Origin of the sequence: Lentzea sp. NPDC042327, from assembly GCF_040647275.1 — a bacterium.
Classification (GTDB): domain Bacteria; phylum Actinomycetota; class Actinomycetes; order Mycobacteriales; family Pseudonocardiaceae; genus Lentzea.
Genome location: NZ_JBEZBX010000007.1, coordinates 397,977 through 414,355, shown reverse-complemented (window position 1 = coordinate 414,355; position 16,379 = coordinate 397,977). Strand labels below are relative to the sequence as shown.

Annotated in this window: 14 protein-coding genes and 1 pseudogene; 7 read left to right on the top strand and 8 right to left on the bottom strand. The window is 70.4% G+C overall.

Features of this window, described 5'->3' with window-relative positions:
- Positions 1-5 precede the first annotated feature (5 nt).
- The 3 genes from AB0A63_RS20880 to lnt form a co-directional block, all read right to left on the bottom strand.
- Positions 6-800, bottom strand: a complete 795-nt coding sequence (locus tag AB0A63_RS20880; RefSeq protein WP_360393673.1) for a MerR family transcriptional regulator — start codon at positions 798-800, stop codon at positions 6-8.
- A gap of 113 nt (positions 801-913) precedes the next feature.
- Entirely contained in the window at positions 914-1,681 is a 768-nt protein-coding gene (locus AB0A63_RS20875) for a polyprenol monophosphomannose synthase (protein WP_360393670.1), read from the bottom strand.
- On the bottom strand, positions 1,665-3,206 hold the full coding sequence (lnt, locus tag AB0A63_RS20870) for an apolipoprotein N-acyltransferase (protein ID WP_360393667.1): 1,542 nt from the start codon (positions 3,204-3,206) through the stop codon (positions 1,665-1,667). The genes AB0A63_RS20875 and lnt overlap by 17 nt, the downstream gene beginning before the upstream one ends.
- A gap of 52 nt (positions 3,207-3,258) precedes the next feature.
- Between lnt and AB0A63_RS20865 the strand changes: the two genes are divergently transcribed.
- From AB0A63_RS20865 to AB0A63_RS20835, 7 genes are all read left to right on the top strand, one after another.
- Positions 3,259-4,644: an AMP-binding protein gene (locus AB0A63_RS20865; protein ID WP_360393664.1), complete on the top strand. Its 1,386-nt coding sequence runs from the start codon at positions 3,259-3,261 to the stop codon at positions 4,642-4,644.
- A gap of 29 nt (positions 4,645-4,673) precedes the next feature.
- Complete coding sequence (locus AB0A63_RS20860; RefSeq protein WP_360393661.1) at positions 4,674-5,285, top strand: TetR/AcrR family transcriptional regulator; 612 nt, start codon at positions 4,674-4,676, stop codon at positions 5,283-5,285.
- 35 nt (positions 5,286-5,320) lie between these two features.
- A complete protein-coding gene (locus tag AB0A63_RS20855; protein ID WP_360393658.1) occupies positions 5,321-5,515 on the top strand; it encodes a PspC domain-containing protein in 195 nt (64 codons plus the stop codon).
- A 107-nt stretch (positions 5,516-5,622) separates the two neighbouring features.
- On the top strand, positions 5,623-6,177 hold the full coding sequence (locus AB0A63_RS20850) for an EF-hand domain-containing protein (protein ID WP_360393655.1): 555 nt from the start codon (positions 5,623-5,625) through the stop codon (positions 6,175-6,177).
- A gap of 1 nt (position 6,178) precedes the next feature.
- On the top strand, positions 6,179-6,895 hold the full coding sequence (locus AB0A63_RS20845) for a GNAT family N-acetyltransferase (RefSeq protein WP_360393652.1): 717 nt from the start codon (positions 6,179-6,181) through the stop codon (positions 6,893-6,895).
- A 53-nt stretch (positions 6,896-6,948) separates the two neighbouring features.
- The gene (locus AB0A63_RS20840) at positions 6,949-9,354 is read left to right on the top strand and encodes an excinuclease ABC subunit UvrA (protein WP_360393649.1); all 2,406 of its coding nucleotides are present in this window, start codon (positions 6,949-6,951) and stop codon (positions 9,352-9,354) included.
- Positions 9,355-9,370: 16 nt separating this feature from the next.
- The gene (locus AB0A63_RS20835; RefSeq protein ID WP_360393646.1) at positions 9,371-9,928 is read left to right on the top strand and encodes a hypothetical protein; all 558 of its coding nucleotides are present in this window, start codon (positions 9,371-9,373) and stop codon (positions 9,926-9,928) included.
- A 4-nt stretch (positions 9,929-9,932) separates the two neighbouring features.
- On the opposite strand, the gene AB0A63_RS20830 is transcribed toward AB0A63_RS20835, so the two are convergent.
- The 5 genes and pseudogenes from AB0A63_RS20830 to AB0A63_RS20810 form a co-directional block, all read right to left on the bottom strand.
- The gene (locus tag AB0A63_RS20830; RefSeq protein WP_360393643.1) at positions 9,933-10,349 is read right to left on the bottom strand and encodes an SRPBCC family protein; all 417 of its coding nucleotides are present in this window, start codon (positions 10,347-10,349) and stop codon (positions 9,933-9,935) included.
- A gap of 17 nt (positions 10,350-10,366) precedes the next feature.
- Complete coding sequence (locus AB0A63_RS20825) at positions 10,367-11,497, bottom strand: Glu/Leu/Phe/Val dehydrogenase dimerization domain-containing protein (RefSeq protein WP_360393640.1); 1,131 nt, start codon at positions 11,495-11,497, stop codon at positions 10,367-10,369.
- A gap of 25 nt (positions 11,498-11,522) precedes the next feature.
- A pseudogene (gene rho, locus AB0A63_RS20820) lies at positions 11,523-12,476 on the bottom strand (transcription termination factor Rho); the annotation flags it as partial.
- 354 nt (positions 12,477-12,830) lie between these two features.
- Positions 12,831-14,903 (bottom strand): acetate--CoA ligase family protein, encoded by a 2,073-nt coding sequence (locus AB0A63_RS20815; protein WP_360393638.1) that lies wholly within the window; start codon positions 14,901-14,903, stop codon positions 12,831-12,833.
- Positions 14,900-16,066: an acyl-CoA dehydrogenase family protein gene (locus AB0A63_RS20810; RefSeq protein WP_360393635.1), complete on the bottom strand. Its 1,167-nt coding sequence runs from the start codon at positions 16,064-16,066 to the stop codon at positions 14,900-14,902. The genes AB0A63_RS20815 and AB0A63_RS20810 overlap by 4 nt, the downstream gene beginning before the upstream one ends.
- Positions 16,067-16,379 lie beyond the last annotated feature (313 nt).

Below are 16,379 nucleotides of genomic sequence, written 5' to 3'. Positions count from 1 at the left end.
CCAGACTAGATTCGATTCAAAATCGTTTCAACCGCGGCGGCCAGCGTGTCGACCCGCTGAACGCCCGGCGGAAGCGTCATCGAGGCCCACCCCGGCCCGCCGACCAGCACCGGCACCGTCAAGAGCTCGGCCAGGGGCACCTGCTCGGCATACACCCGATCGTGTGCCCACACGAAGACGACCCGCGGCTTCAGCACCTCCACCGCGCTCGTCAACGCGTCCCCCGGCACCCGCGCCCCCAGGTTGCGCGCCGCGTGCCCGTGCTCCGCGAGCGCCGCCGCCAGCACGTCCAGCGGCAGGCTGTGCTGCTCGTCCGGCGCGCACGCCAGCAGGGCCGACGGCGCACCGGCGACCGCGGACGCCCGCAGCACGTCACCGATGCTCGCGCTCGCGAAGTGCTCGACCTCGACCCCCGACGCCGAAGCCGTGACCCGCTCCCCCAGCTCCACCAGGAACGGCGCCAGCACCACGTCCCACGCGTGCACCACGCCGTGCCGGGCGATGAGGTCGACCGCGACGCGGCGCATCTCCACGGCGTCGAGCCTGGTCGCGGCACCCTCGAAGTCCAGGTCGTCCGACGTCGCCGGCACCACGGTCGCCGCGGCAGAGGCCGGCGCGACACCGGACGTGGTCAGCTCGACCATCCGCCGCAGCCGTGCCACGTCGTTCTCGCTGTACCGGCGGTGCTTGCCCTCCGCCCGTGTGCTCGGACCGAGCCCGTACCGGCGGTCCCAGGTGCGCAGGGTCGTCGGCGAGACGCCGAGCATCCGGGCCACCGCGCCCGCACTCCACTCCACCACTCACCCCACGTCCCGTCGCATCGGTTCTGAATCGTATCGCCCCGGACACGAAAACGGCCCCCGGCGCGACGCCGGGGGCCGTCGGGGTCCCGTCCACTCCGGACGGGCCCGCCTCACTTCTTCTTGCCGCCGAACAGCTCCTTGAGCTGGTTGCCGCGCCGCCGCAGCCCCCACTTGGTCACCCTGATGAGCGCCTCGCGGACGATGTTGCCGCTCATCTTCGACTCGCCGTACTCGCGCTCGCGGAACGTGATCGGCACCTCGCGCACGCGGAAGCCGAGCTCGATCGTGCGCCAGAGCAGGTCGATCTGGAAGCAGTAGCCGGCCGAGGCGACCGAGGCCAGGTTCAGCTTGCGCAGCGTGTCCGCGCGGAAGGCGCGGAACCCGCCGGTCATGTCGCGGATGTTCGCCCCCAGCGCGATGCGCGAGTAGAGCGAACCACCGCGGGAGAGCACCTCGCGCTGCACGGGCCAGTTGACGACCTCGCCACCGGGCACCCAGCGCGAGCCGATCACCAGGTCGGCCTGCGGCAGCGCGTCCAGCAGCCGGTGCAGCTGCTCGGGGGCGTGCGAGCCGTCGGCGTCCATCTCGCACACGACGCCGTACTCGCGGTCGAGCGCCCACTGGAAACCCGCGACGTAGGCGGCGCCGAGGCCGGCCTTCTCCGTGCGGTGCATGACGTGGACGCGCTGGTCAGCGGCCGCCATCTCGTCGGCGAGCTGGCCGGTGCCATCGGGGCTGCCGTCGTCGACCACCAGGACGTGCACGTCGGGCAGTGCCGCGTGCAGCCTCTTGACGATCTTTCCGATGTTGTCCCGCTCGTTGTAGGTCGGGATCACCACCAGCACCTGCCCGAGTTCCTGGTCAGGCTGCTGCGCCATTCGAGTCCTTCCGTCGTCGTGTGAAGCCCAGCGCCAACGCGACAAGGCCCGCAGCGGTCAACACCCACGCGGGCCAGGCTCCAAGCCAGGTCGCCAGCGTAGTCTGTGACCGCAGGGGCAGTTCCGCCACCAGTGCGCCGGGCACGAAAAGGCCGGTCTTCTGCGTGACCGAGCCGTCAGGCCGCACGATCGCGCTGACCCCCGAGGTAGCGGCCACCACCACGGCCCGGCCGTGCTCCACGGCACGCACCCGTGACATGGAAAGCTGCTGGTAGGTCATCTCCGTGCGACCGAACGTGGCGTTGTTCGTCGGGATCGCGATGATCGTCGCGCCCGCCGTCACGGAGTCGCGGACAACTGAGTCGAACGCCACTTCGTAACATGTGTCAAGTGCGACCCGCGCGGGCCCCATCCGGAAGCCCTCGGGGTCGGTGCCCGGCTGGAAGACGCCCGCCCGGTCCACATCGGACGAGAACAGCCGGAAGAACGACCGCATCGGCATCGTCTCGCCGAACGGCTGCAGCTTGCGCTTGGTGTAGGTGTCCGTGGCGCCCTTCTCCGGGTCCCACAGCACCACCTGGTTGCGCGGCAGCCCGTCGCCCCGGTCGACCACGACGGCCCCGACCGCGATCGGCGCCTTGATCGCCTTCGCCGCGCTGTCGATCGCCGCCTTGGCGTCGGCGTTGCGGAACGGGTCGATGTCGGAGGAGTTCTCCGGCCAGATGACGACGTCGGGCTGCTTCACCCGGCCGGCGGCCACGTCGTCGGCCAGCTCGACCGTCTTCTTGACGTGGTTGTCGAGCACGGCCCGGCGCTGCGCGTTGAAGTCCAGCCCCGCACGCGGCACGTTGCCCTGGACCGCGGCGACCGTGACGGTGCCCGCGGAGGCGTCCACCCCGACCGGCACGCCGAACCCGGCCACCAGCGGCACCACGAGCAGCGGCAGGCCGAGTTTCCAGTTCCTGGTCAGCCAGAACAGCCCGAACCCGGTCAGCACGACCGCGAACGACACCAGCGGCGCGCCCCCGAGCGCGGCCAGCGGCAGGAACCAGCCCTCCGGCTGCCCGAACGCGATCTTGCCCCAGGTGAAGCCGCCGAACGGGAACACCTCGCGCAGCGCCTCGTCCGCCGCCCACAGGAACGCCGCCCACAGCGGCCAGGCGGGCAGCCGGGAGGTGAACGCCATCGCGGTCGTGCCGATCGAGATCATCAGCGCGCACGCGAACGCCAGCGGCAGCCACGCGACCAGCCCGACGAACTCCCCGGTCCACCGCAGCAACGGCACCATGAACCCGAGACCGAACAACAGGCCGTATCCGAACCCAGCGCGCGCACGACGGCCGTAGAGCACGTACGCGAGCACGGCGAACCCGACCGGCGCCAGGAACCACAGCGGCCGCGGCGGGAAGCTCAGGTAGACCAGCACGCCACCGGCGACGGCGAGGAGCACGCGCAGCAGCACGGACCCGCTGAACCGCTTGCGACGGGCGGGCTTTTCCGGCGATTCTGGCGAATCGGGCGCCATCGGGGGTGCTACCACCCGTTCAGCCTACGAGGAGCCGGAGTAGACAGGGTCCATGACCTACGTCGACCTCGTCCTCAACCGCCTCGCGACCGGGCAGGAACGGGAGGCGGTGATCGGCGGCGACACCCGCCTGACCCGCGGCCAGGCCCGTGACCTGGTGTTCCGGCTGGCCGACGGGCTGGCCCGGCGCGGGATCGGCCGGGGTGACGGCGTGGCGGTGTTCATCGGCAACACCCCGGAGGCGCTGCTGCTCACCGTGGCCGTGCACCTGCTGGGCGCCCGGCTCGTGTACGTGCCACCGGAGCCGGGTCAGCGCGAGCTGGCGGCGTTGATCGAGAAGGCGGAGGTCGCGGCGGTCGTCGTGGACCCCGGCTTCAGCACCCGCCTCACCGGCTGGGACCTCGCGGAGCTGCCCGGCGACCCGGTCGAGCGGACTCCGGCGCCGGACTTCACCACGGTCAGCTACACCGGCGGCACCACCGGTCTGCCCAAGCTCGCCGTCCACGGCCCGCGCTCGACGAGCCGCTGGGAGGCGCTGAGCCACACGCCGTCGCTCACCATGCTGTGCAGCACGCTCATCACGCACGGCAGCGGTGCCGGCGCCTCGGTCGGGGCGCTGGTCACCGGCTCGAAGCTCGTGCTCGGCCCCTCGGTGTTCGACGCGGACGTGTTCGTGCGGCTCGCCCGCGACGAGCAGGTCAACGCGACGTTCTTCGTGCCGCCCATGATGTACGAGGTGCTGGACCACCCGGACTGCCCAGGACCGCAGTTCCTCAGCATCGGCCTCGGCGGTTCCCCGCTCGCACCGGAACGCCTCCGGCAGGCGGTCGAGCGCTGGGGGCCGGTGGTGTACCAGGGCTACGGCATGACCGAGGCCATGGCGATCGCGTTCATGCCCGCGACGGCCGTCGACCTCGCGAAGCCGCACACGCTGCGCACCGTCGGCAAGCCCAACCCGGAGATGGAGGTCGAGGTGCGCGACGGCGACGTGTGGGTGCGCGGCCCGCACGTCATGCGCGGCTACTGGGGCGAGCCGCCGCTGAGCGAGACCAGCGACGGCTGGCTGAACACCGGCGATGTGGGCCACTTCGACGAGGACGGCTACCTCTACCTCGACGACCGCAGCAAGGACGTGATCGTCACCGGCCGCACCTCCGACAACGTCTACTCGCGGCTGCTCGACGACTTCCTCGTGACACTGCCCGGCATCCGGCAGGCCGCGGCGGTGGCGGCACCGGACGAGAGGTGGGGCGAGGCGGTGCACCTGTTCGTCGTGGTGGAGGACGGCCACGAGCTCGACCTCCACGAGGTGGAGCAGGCCGTTGTCGCCGAACTGGGCGATCTCTATGCACCACGTGGCGTCACGGTCGTACCCCGTCTGCCGCTGACGCAGGTGGGAAAGGTCGACAAGCGCCGGCTGCGCGCGTTGCTTCGGTAAGGTCTCGAAGCAAGTCATGGAGGTGACGGATGCCCCGTCCAAGCGTGGAAGCCGAACGCAAGGCGCAGATCCTCGCGTCCACCTGCAAGGTGATCGCCGCCGAGGGCTTCCGCCACCTCCGGGTGTCCGACGTGGCCAGAGACGCCGGCGTGTCCGGCGGCACGGTCCACTACTACTTCGAGACCAAGCGCGAGCTCACCGACGCCGCGTTCGAGCACTGCTTCGAGCAGTCGCTCAAGCGCCGCCGCTGGATCCTCGAGTCCGACGAGCCGCCGTTGTCGCGGCTGCGCATGGTCGTCGAGTCCTACCTGCCGCAGGGCGCGGAGACGGTCGAGGCGTGGAAGATCTGGGCCGAGCTGTGGGTCGAGGCGATCCGCAGCCCCGAGCTGCAGGAGCTCAACGAGCGCTTCTACGGCGAGTGGCGCGAGATCGTCGCGAGCATCTTCCGCGACGGCCAGGACACCGGGGAGATCCGGACCGGCGACGACCCGGTGGAGCTGGCGAACATGCTGGTCAGCATGCTCGACGGGCTGGCGCTGCAGGTGCTCGCCGGGTCCAGGTCCATGACCGTCGACACCATGCGCGCCACGTGCCTGAGGTTCGTCGACCAGTTGTCAGGGGTATCCCAGGGCTGTCCCTGATGCAACGAACGGACCGGCGGGAGCATTGTGGAGCTATGACCACGACAGTTGCTTTGAGCAGGCCCAGGACCAACCGGATGATCGCAGGTGTGTGCGCGGGGCTCGCCCAGCGGTGGGGCATGAAGGCGAGCACGGTGCGCCTTCTGTTCGTGCTGTCGTGCCTCCTGCCCGGACCTCAGTTCGTCGTCTACCTCGTGCTGTGGGTGATCATGCCCAGCCGCGGCTATTGATCGACGCCCTCGTCAGACCCACGCGCAGCAGCCCGGCGCGTGGGTCGCGCCGTGCGTGAAAGAGCAGGTGGTGGAGGGCGTGTTCGAAATGCGGTAGAAGGATGCCCATGGAGATCACCGCCTTCCTGGACCGCAAGCTGGCCCGTCGGTTCCGCACCTACGACGCCGACGGCGACGGGTTCATCGGGTGCGATGACTTCACCACCGCGGGACTGCGCACCACGAGGGCGTTCGGCCTGGGTGACGATGAGCCGAGGGCGGTGCGATTCCGCGCGACGCTGACCGGGTTGTGGCAGCAGCTCTCGCTGGCCGCTGACACCGACCGCGACGGCCGGATCAGCGTGGACGAGTACAAGAAGGCGTTCGCGGACGGCTTGCTGGAGACACCGGAGTCGTTCGACGAGGGGTACGTGCCGTTCCTGGACGCGGTCATGGCGATCGCCGACGGGGACGGCGACGGCAAGCTCACCGTCGACGAGCACGTGAAGTGGACCGGCGCGTTGATGAACCTTTCCGAGGCCGATGCCCGGATGATCCACGACCTGCTCTCCGACGACGACGGCCTGCTGTGCACGCACGCGCTGCTGGCGGCCATCCGGGAGTTCTACTTCTCCGAGGACCCCGCGGCGGCCGGCAACTGGCTGCTGGGGTCGTTGGACTGACGTGCTGCTCAAGACGCTGCAGGAGTACGCGGCACGGGCTCAGCCGGCCGCGCACGTCGAAGAGGCCGGTGGCTGGTGGCTGCGCCATTCCCCCGACGACGCCTGGTGGGTGAGCGCGGTCCTGCCGCACGACCGCGAGGACCGGGTCGAGGTCGCCGAGGAGTTCTGCGCGGGCCGCGGTGCCCCGGTGCGGTTCCAGATCACGCCGGGCGTGTGCGCCGACGACCTGGACGCCCGGCTGGCCGGCCGCGGGTACGCGCGGGGTCACGACATGTCGTTGCAGATCGCGTCGACCGCCGACGTGCTCCGCCAGGCGCACGCGGACGCCGGTGCCGTGACGACCCGGCCGGACGACGGCTGGCTCGCGGCGTGGCACGAGGTGACGACACGCGACGTCGAAGCAGAACGCGAGCTGCTCAGCCGTGTGGAGGCACCGAGCGCGTACGCCTACGCGGAGGTCGACGACGAGGTGGTCGCCGTGGGGCGTGTGGTGGCCGACAACGGGTGGGCCGGCGTGTTCGGCATGGCGACGCTTCCGCACGCACGGGGCCAAGGCGCGGCACGGTCCGTGCTCGCCGCGCTGGCGTCATGGGCGGCCGCACGCGAGTCGAACCACATGTACCTGCAGATGGAAAAGGCCAACAAGTCGGCGTTCCGGCTCTACGAGCGGTCGGGGTTCCGCGAGCTGTGCACCTACCACTACCGCTGCCGCGAGTGATCAGTCAGGAATCGAGAAGCGCGGGACGGGGGTCTGCGAGTTAGCTTGTCGCCATGACCTCCAGGAGAGCGGCCGCCACCAACGCGCACGAGGCCGACACCCACGACATGATCCGCGTGCGGGGCGCGCGGGTGAACAACCTGAAGGACGTCGACGTCGAGATCCCCAAGCGGCGGCTGACGGTCTTCACCGGCGTGTCCGGTTCGGGCAAGAGCTCGCTCGTGTTCGGCACGATCGCCGCGGAGTCGCAGCGGCTGATCAACGAGACCTACAGCGCGTTCATCCAGGGGTTCATGCCGACCCTGCCGCGGCCGGAGGTGTACCTCCTGGAGGGGATCACCACCGCGATCCTGGTGGACCAGCAGCGGATGGGCGCCGACCCGCGTTCCACAGTGGGCACCGCGACCGACGTCAACGCCATGCTGCGCATCCTGTTCAGCCGCCTGGGCGCACCGCACGTCGGCGGCCCGCAGGCGTTCTCGTTCAACGTCGCGTCGATCAGCGGCGCGGGCGCGGTGACGATCGAGAAGGCAGGCCAGAAGGTCAAGGAGCGCCGCGAGTTCTCCATCACCGGCGGCATGTGCCCGCGCTGTGAGGGCCGCGGTCAGGTCTCCGACATCGACCTGACCGAGGTCTACGACTCGTCGAAGTCGATCCTCGAGGGCGCGATCAAGGTGCCCGGCTACAACGTCGACAACCAGTGGACGGTGCAGACGTTCACGCAGTCCGGGTTCATCGACCCGGCGAAGCCGATTGCCGAGTACAGCAAGAAGGAGCTGCACGACTTCCTCTACCGGGAACCGGTCAAGATCAAGGTCAACGGCATCAACCTGACCTACGAGGGCCTGGTCCCGAAGCTGCAGAAGTCCATGCTGTCGAAGGACCGCGAGGCGCTGCAGCCGCACATCCGGGCGTTCGTGGACCGTGCGGCGACGTTCGGCACCTGCCCCGACTGCGGCGGCACCCGGCTCACCGAGGCCGCGCGCTCGTCGAAGATCAGGGGTGTGTCCATCGCGGACCTGTGCGACATGCAGATCAGCGACCTGGCCGACTGGATGCGCGGGCTGGAGGACAGGTCCGTGGCACCGCTGGTCGAGAAGCTGGTGCACACGCTCGACTCGTTCGTCGAGATCGGACTGGGCTACCTCTCGCTCAACCGCCCCGCCGGCACCCTGTCCGGCGGTGAGGCGCAGCGCGTGAAGATGATCCGGCACCTCGGGTCCGCGCTGACCGACGTGACCTACGTGTTCGACGAGCCGACGATCGGCCTGCACCCGCACGACATCCAGCGGATGAACAACCTGCTGCTGCGGTTGCGCGACAAGGGCAACACCGTGCTCGTGGTCGAGCACAAGCCGGAGACCATCGCGATCGCCGACCACGTCGTCGACATCGGTCCCGGCGCCGGCCGCGACGGCGGCACGATCTGCTTCGAGGGCACGCTGGAGGGGTTGCGCGCCAGCGGCACCGTGACCGGACGGCACCTCGACGACCGGGCGGAGCTCAAGCCGTCGGTGCGCAAGGCGTCCGGGACGCTGTCCATCCGCGGCGCGTCGAAGAACAACCTGCGCGACGTGTCGGTCGACATCCCGCTCGGCGTGCTGACCGTCGTGACCGGTGTGGCGGGGTCGGGCAAGTCGTCGCTCATCCACCAGTCGATGCCGAAGGACTCCGGCGCGATCGTGGTGGACCAGACCCCGATCAAGGGTTCGCGCCGGTCGAACCCGGCCACCTACACCGGGCTGCTGGAGCCGATCCGCAAGGCGTTCGCCAAGGCCAACGGCGTGAAGCCGGCGTTGTTCAGCGCGAACTCCGAGGGCGCGTGCCCGAACTGCAACGGCGCCGGTGTGGTGTTCACCGACCTGGGCATCATGGCCACGATCGAGTCGCCGTGCGACGTGTGCGAGGGCAAGCGGTTCGACCAGGCGGTGCTGGAGTTCAAGTTCGGCGGCAATGACATCTCCGAGGTGCTGGCGATGCCGGTCGCGGAGGCGGTGGAGTTCTTCGGCTCCGGTGAGGCCCGCACGCCCGCCGCGCACGCGATCCTGGACCGGCTGAACGACGTGGGCCTGGGCTACCTGTCGCTGGGCCAGCCGCTGACCACGCTGTCCGGCGGTGAGCGCCAGCGCCTCAAGCTCGCCACGCACATGGCCGACAAGGGCGGCGTCTACGTGCTGGACGAGCCGACCACCGGCCTGCACCTGGCGGACGTCGAACAGCTGCTGGGCCTGCTGGACCGGCTCGTCGACTCCGGCAAGTCGGTCATCGTGATCGAGCACCACCAGGCCGTGATGGCGCACGCCGACTGGATCATCGACCTGGGGCCCGGCGCCGGCCACGACGGCGGCAAGGTCGTGTTCGAGGGCACTCCCGCGGACCTGGTGGCCGGCCGCTCGACGCTGACCGGCGAGCACCTGGCCGACTACGTGGGGGCCCCGGCGCGCGTCAAGAAGCGCTGAGCGGGTAAACAGGCGCATGGAGATCACGCCGTTCCTGGACCGCAAGCTGACCCGCAGGTTCGAGACCTACGACAGCGACCAGGACGGTTGCGTCGAACGCGCGGACTTCGAGCTCGCCGGTGCGCGCACGACCGGCGAGTTCGGCCTGGCCGCCGACGACCTGCGGGCGAAGCGGTTCCGCGAGCAGCTCCTGGCCGCGTGGGACCACCTCTCCGCCGTGACCGACACCAACGACGACGACCTGGTCAGCCTCACCGAGTACAAGACGGCGTTCGTCGCCGGCCTGCTGGAACGCCCCGAGGTGTTCGACGACGCGTACGTGCCGTTCGTGGACGCGCTGATGGCCGTGGCGGACCACGACGGCGACGGCCACCTCGGCGTGGACGAGTACGTGCGCGCGAGTGGGGCGTTGCTGAACGTGCGCCCCGCCGACGCGCGCGCCGGGTTCACCCGGCTCGACGGCGACGGCGACGGACTGGTCAGCGGCGAGGACCTGCTGGCCGCGCTCAGGGCGTTCTACTTCTCCGACGACCCGAACGGTCCCGGCGCGTGGCTGTTCGGCCCGCTGGGCTGAGCCGTCACTCCACGGCGGTCTTGACGGCGGCGGCCTCGGCCTTGACGTACCGGCTGGTCAGCGACCGGGTGAGCAGCCAGCCGACGCCGGCCATCAGCCCTGACATGGTCAGCGTGAGGGTGAGCCTGCTGCCGTCGGCCAGCGGTTCGACGACGTGCGCGGCGGTGACCGTGACGCCCGCTGACCGCGACTGCCAGGTGTACGAGGTGCCCTCGGTCAGCTCGGTGACCGTCCAGACGGCGGGCGACAGCCGCGGCTGCACCAGCCGGGTGCGCGACCCGACCGCCAGCGGGCCGGCGTCGAGCCGTTCGACGCTGTCGACCGTGGGAATCCGCTCCGGCCAGCGTTCGACGTCGGAGACCACCTCCCAGACCTTGGCGGGCGGGGCAGCGATCGTCACGGTGTGCTGCAGGCCGGGCATGCGCCGAGTGTACGGCTTCAGAACCGCTTTTCGATCTCCCGAACGGCAGCAGCGGCGAGCTGTGCGGCGGCGGCCCGCGGCCGGGGCGCGCCGACGACCTGCCGGACCAGCCGGCGCATGTTCTCGTCGATCTTCGCGAACGCCGACTCGGCCGTGGGCTCGATGTCGCCGAACAACGTCCACCACCACCACGAGTTGGTCGCCGAGTTCGCGACGACGTCCGGGATGACCAGCGCGCCGAGCAGGTCCTCGGCCTCCCTGGTGATCGGCATGTTCGCCGCCTCGACGACCAGCCGTGCCTTCACCTCGCACGCGTTGTGCTCGTCGATCGCATAGCTCGTCGCGGCGGGCACGAGCACGTCCGCCTCGACGTCGAGCCACCGGTCCCGGTCGAGCCGCACGTCGTCCGCGGCGAGCTCGGAGCGGTCGATGCCGCCGTGGGCGTCGCGGGTCAGCAGGAGCGCCTCCACGTCGAGCCCGGCCGGGTTGGCCACCACCCCGTGGACGTCCGCGAGCCCGACGACCTTCACCCCGGCCCTGGCGAGGTAGCGGGCCGTGGCGCCGCCCATGGAGCCGAACCCCTGGACGAACGCGGTGGGGTTGCTGAGCCGAAGCCGTTCGATCCCTTCCAGCGCGGCCGTCGCGACGCCGTAGCCGCCGACCAGCTCGTCGAGGCCGACGCCGTCGACCGTGACCGCGAAGGCGTCCTGAAGTCGTTGCCGCGCTTGGTGTTCGTCGTCCAGCAGCGGGTACACGGCCTGGATGGACGACTGCAACCCGATCTTCTCGATGGCGGCGTCGATCGTGGACTGCCGCAGCCCCAGGTCCTCCCCCGTGGTCCAGAACCGCTCGATGTACGGCGACATCGCGTAGAGGTAGGCCGTGAGCACGTCGAACGCCCGCGGGTCGTACGGGTCGAAGTCGATGCCGCCCTTGGCACCCCCGAGCGGCACGTACCGCGCGCCGGGGTCGTAGTTGAGGGCCTCCTTGGCCGTCATGCCCTCCGCGAGCCCGCGCACCTCGTCCAGCGTGCACCCGGCCCGCATGCGCAGTCCCCCGCTGCACACCCCGCGCACCAACCGGTCGACGACGAGGTAGCCGCGCGCGCCCGTGGCCGGATCGGTCCACGTGACCTGCAGGAAGCTCATTCCCCCATCTTGGCCGACGGCCGGTTCACCTCGACATCTGGCGCAGGAACTCGGCGTTGCCCTGGGTCTTGCGCAGTCCGTCGAGCAGCACGTCGACGTCTCGGTCGGCCATGGCCCTGCGCACGGCGTTGGTGATGGCGAGCTCCTGTCCGGACACCAGCAGCTCCACCTTGCGCGTGCCCGACTGGTGCAGGTCGATCGCGGGGAAGACCCGCCGCTGCGCGGCCTTGCGGTCGAGCTTGAGCTCGGCGTTGCCGGTGCTCTTGAGCTCCTCGAAGATCACCGTGTCGCCCACCGACCCGGTCTCCACGAGCGCCGTGGCGAAGATCGTGAGGCTGCCGCCCTCCTCGATGTTGCGGGCGGACCCGAGGAACTTCTTCGGTGGGTTGAGCGCCCCGACCTCGATGCCACCGCTCAGAATCCGCCCGCCGCTGGGCGCCGCGAGGTTGTACGCCCGCCCCAGCCTGGTCAGCGAGTCCAGCAGCACCACCACGTCCTGCCCGTCCTCGACGAGCCGCTTGGCCCGCTCGATGGCGAGCTCCGCCGTGGCGATGTGCTCCCGCGGGTGCTCGTCGAACGTCGAGGTGAACATCTCCCCCGGCACCGTGGTGCGGATGTCGGTGACCTCCTCCGGCCGTTCCCCGACGAGCACGACCATGAGGTGGCACTCGGGGTTGTTCTTGGCCACCGCCTGCGCGATGTGCTGCAGCACCATCGTCTTGCCGGCCTTGGGCGGCGCCACGACCAACGCCCGCTGCCCCTTGCCGACCGGCATGACCAGGTCGACCGCCCTGCTGGTGAGCTCCTCGGGGTCGTGCTCCAACCGCAGCCGCTCGTTGGGGTAGAGCGGCGTCAGCTCCTCGAACCTGGGCCGCCGGTGCGGCTTGCGCCCGTTGACCGTGTCGACCGACGTGAGCTTGCCGTCGTGCGCCTCCCCCGTGACCCGGTCGCCCCTGCGCAGGTCGTGTTGCCGCACGAGCTGCTGCGGCACCACCGGTCCGTCGAGGAGGAAAGCCTTGTTGTTGCGTACGTCGAGTACACCGATGTGCATCGGTCTGTCCTTTCGGGAGGGTTGCGTGCAGATGCGCTCGTCCGCCCCGCCTCGTGTGCGTGGGAAAGCGCTGCAGATGTGAGTCCGCCAGCGTTCAGAAGCTGGGGGCTGGTTCGCTGCGGACTTCGGATGGTCCAGCAGCTGGTAGGTGCTTACATGCGCTCTGCGGCGCACTGCCTACCCGGACTGTAGCAGACAACGTCGCCGACGCGCCGCTTATTCCGCGCCACACCTCTGCTGTTCCCGCGCGTCCTCCCGGCATTTCCGGACAGGACAGGGCGATCAGGCCACCTGCTGGTCGCCTGACTCGGTCAGCGCGGCATCGGCGGGGGTGATCAGCGCGTCCACGGCCACCACGCCGTCCGGGCCGACGCGCACCGGGTTCAGCTCGATCTCCGCCAGGTCGGGACGGGTGGCGATGAGCCGGGAGAGGGACGTGATGACCTGGGTCAGAGCGACGAGGTCGACGGGTGGTGCGCCGCGCCAGCCGCGCAGCAGCGGCATGGCCTGCAAGCGGTTGAGCATGGCGTGAGCGGTGGCCGGGGTGACGGGTGCCAGTTCGAGGGCGGTGTCGCGGTGCAGCTCCGCGTGGATGCCGCCGGCACCGACGAGGACCACTGGGCCGAACGAGTGGTCACGCCGGGCGCCGATGATCAGCTCGACGGTGTTCGGGCGGGTGTCCATCTCTTCGAGGACGTACGTGCCGGGGCCCAAGCGGGCCTCCATCTCCTCGAAGGCGGCGGCCGGGTCGGTGAGACCGGTCTGAACGCCGCCGTGCTCGGTCTTGTGCGCCAGCCAGTCGGCCTTGAGCGCGAACGGGGCAGTGAGCGGGGTGGCGCGGGCCTCTGCGGCTGTGGTCACGGCGTGGGCGCGAGGGAAGCGGACGAAGTCCAGCAGCTCACGAGCTGCCAGGTAGCCTGGCCGGTACGCGATCCCCGGTCTCTCGCGCGTGCTCACGCAGGGGTCCCCCGCAGGGGGTCCCCCAGCTTCAATTCTTCCAGCCAGCACCGACAGTTCCGGGCCGCTGAACGGCCCGGTCCCGGCCGCGGCGGAGGCACCGAACCGAGCAGCGTTACCGAGAGCACCCACAACGCGCTCGATCGTGTGCTGAACGGACACGCCACCAGCACGCAGAGCACGAACCGCGGCGGAGTCGGCGCACATGCAGTGGGCGACGACCGGAACGCCGGTCTCCCTTGCCAGCGAACAGATCCGGGCGGCGACGGCGACCTCGGTGGACTCCAGGCAAGGCGTGTCCGCACCGTAACTGCCGAAGTAGCCGGACAACACGACCGAGTCGACCTCACCACCGCGCACCAGCACCTCGACGGCACGGGCGTAGTTCTCCAGGTCCTGCTCCCCCGCCCCGGCCAGGTCGATCGGGTTGCGCGCCGACACACCGGCCGGCAGCCCGCCCACGGCGGCCAGAGCAGGCACCGCGAGCCCCGCACCCACCGCGAGATCCGCCGCGATCGCCCCCTGCCCGCCGGAGTCCGCGAGAATCCCGACCCGCGTCCCGCGCGGCACCCCTCGCGTCACCACAGTGGCAACGTCCACCAGGGCAGCCGGCGTCGCCACCCGCACGGCCCCGGACCGGCGGCACGCGGCGTCCACGAGGTCCAAAGAGGACACCAGTGCGCCGGTGTGCGACAGTGCGGCGTCCCGTGCGGCAGCGGAAGCACCGACCGTCAGCAGCACAACGGGTTTCCCGGCCGACCGGAGCTCCGACAGGGCGGTCAGCATCCCGGGCCCGAAGCTCTCCAGGTACACCCCGACCACAGCGGTCAACTCATGCGGGACCAGGTCCAGCAACGCTTCCGCGGCCGTCACGTCGACCTGGTTGCCGACCGACACGAACCGCGACACCCCGAGCCCGGCGGCCGCGGCGAGTCCGGCGATCTCCAGCCCCACCTGCCCGCTCTGCGACACCACCCCCAGCGAACCGGGCTGGAACTGCCCCCACGCCAGGTGCAGCGACGTCGCCGCGTCGTACACGCCCAGGCAGTTCGGCCCGAGCAGCCGCGCCCCCGCCGCACGGATGCGCGCGACCACGCACTCGTCCATCGCCGACGGAATCCCGACGAAACCGCGCGTTCCCAACGCCAGAGCCTCGTCCACCACCGCGGCGACGTGCTGGGGAGGCACGGCGAGCACCACCAGCTCCGGTGCCTCGGGCAGTTCCGACAGCGTCCGCACGGTCGGCCGCGACAGCACCGCCCCGCCACCGCGGTTCACCAGGTGCACGGCCCGGCGGTCGCTGCCGGTCAACGCACCGCGCGCCAGCCAATGCCCCCACTTCGCCGGGTCGTCACTCGCGCCCACCACCGCGACGGACGACGGATCGGAGAAGATCACCTGGCACCCAGCCCGCGCGAGATGATCAGGCGCTGGATGTCCGAGGTGCCTTCCTCGATCTCCTCCAGCTTGGCATCGCGCATCCAGCGCTCGACGGGGTACTCGCGGGAGTAGCCGTAGCCGCCCAACGTCTGCACGGCCGCGTGCGTGCACCACATCGCGTTCTCGGAACCGACGAGTTTCGCCATCGCGGACTCCTGCGCGACCGCCTCCCCCGCGTCGTGCAGCGCAGCGGCCCGCAGCGTCAGCAGGTGCGCGGTGTCGACGCGCGTGGCCATCTCGGCCAACCGGAACGCCACGGCCTGGTGCCGCAGGATCGGAACGCCGAACTGCACGCGTTCAGCGGCATAAGCGGAAGCGAAGTCCAGCGCCGCGCGTGCCAGACCCGTGCAGGCTGCGCCGATCAGGATTCGCGAGGCGTCGAACGTCCGCATCAGGCCCGAGAACGCCTGCCCCTCCTCGCCGAGCCGGTTCTCGGCGGGCACGCGCACGTCGTCGAGGAACACCTCCGCGTTCACGATCGCCCGCTGCCCCATCTTCCGGAACGGCGGCCCGACGGTCAGGCCGGGCGTGTCCCGTGGCACCACGAATGCCGTGACACCACGGGAACGCAAGGAGGGGTCAACGGTCGCGAAGATCACGAACATCGCGGCGTACGGGGCGTTGGAGATCCAGGTCTTCTGTCCATTGAGGACGTAGGAGTCGCCGTCGCGCCGCGCCGAGGTCCGGATGCTCGCCGCGTCGGAGCCGGCGCCCGGCTCGGTGACCGCGACGGCGGTCACCGGCGGCAGGTCCGTCCCGAGTGGACCGAGGAAGCGCTTCTGCTGTTCAGGGGTGCCGAGGTGGTCGATCGGCGCGCTGAAGAAGCCGTTGGACGTGAGCAGGTTGCCGATGCCGATGTCGCCGTGGCACAGCTCCTGCTGGACGAGCACCTGAGTGGTGAGGTCGGTGATCCCGCCGCCGCCGAACTCCTCTGGGATCATGAACGTCGTCAGCCCCAGCCGCGACGCCTTCTCCCACAGGTCGAGCGGCGACTCGGTGTCCGCCTCGTCCACGGCGCGGGCCCGCGGGCGGATCTCCTCCGCCGCGAACCGCCTGGCGAGCTCGACGAACTGGTCCTGTTCAGCCGTGCGCCGCAGGCCGTCCCGGACGGTCCGCACCATCTCCCACCCCTAAGTTGACTGATGAGTCAGTTATCTGCGGTTCACGGGGCAGCCTAACCGCATAAGGGCAGGTAAGAGGGTCCGCAAACGGGTGAGTGGCGTGCACGTTCGTGGCGGTCGTGATCACCTGCTTGGAGCAGGCAGGCATACAGATACGACTACTCGGCCACGCGGCGCCCGCAGCATGATGAACTGGCCGTGACGGCGGTGTTCCACCTCTGGCCAGACCCGCGGTGTCGAGCACGACGGGCGCATCGCGGCTCAACTGGGTGAGCGCGATGTCGTCATTCCAAGCGGCCACCGCGTTGTCGAC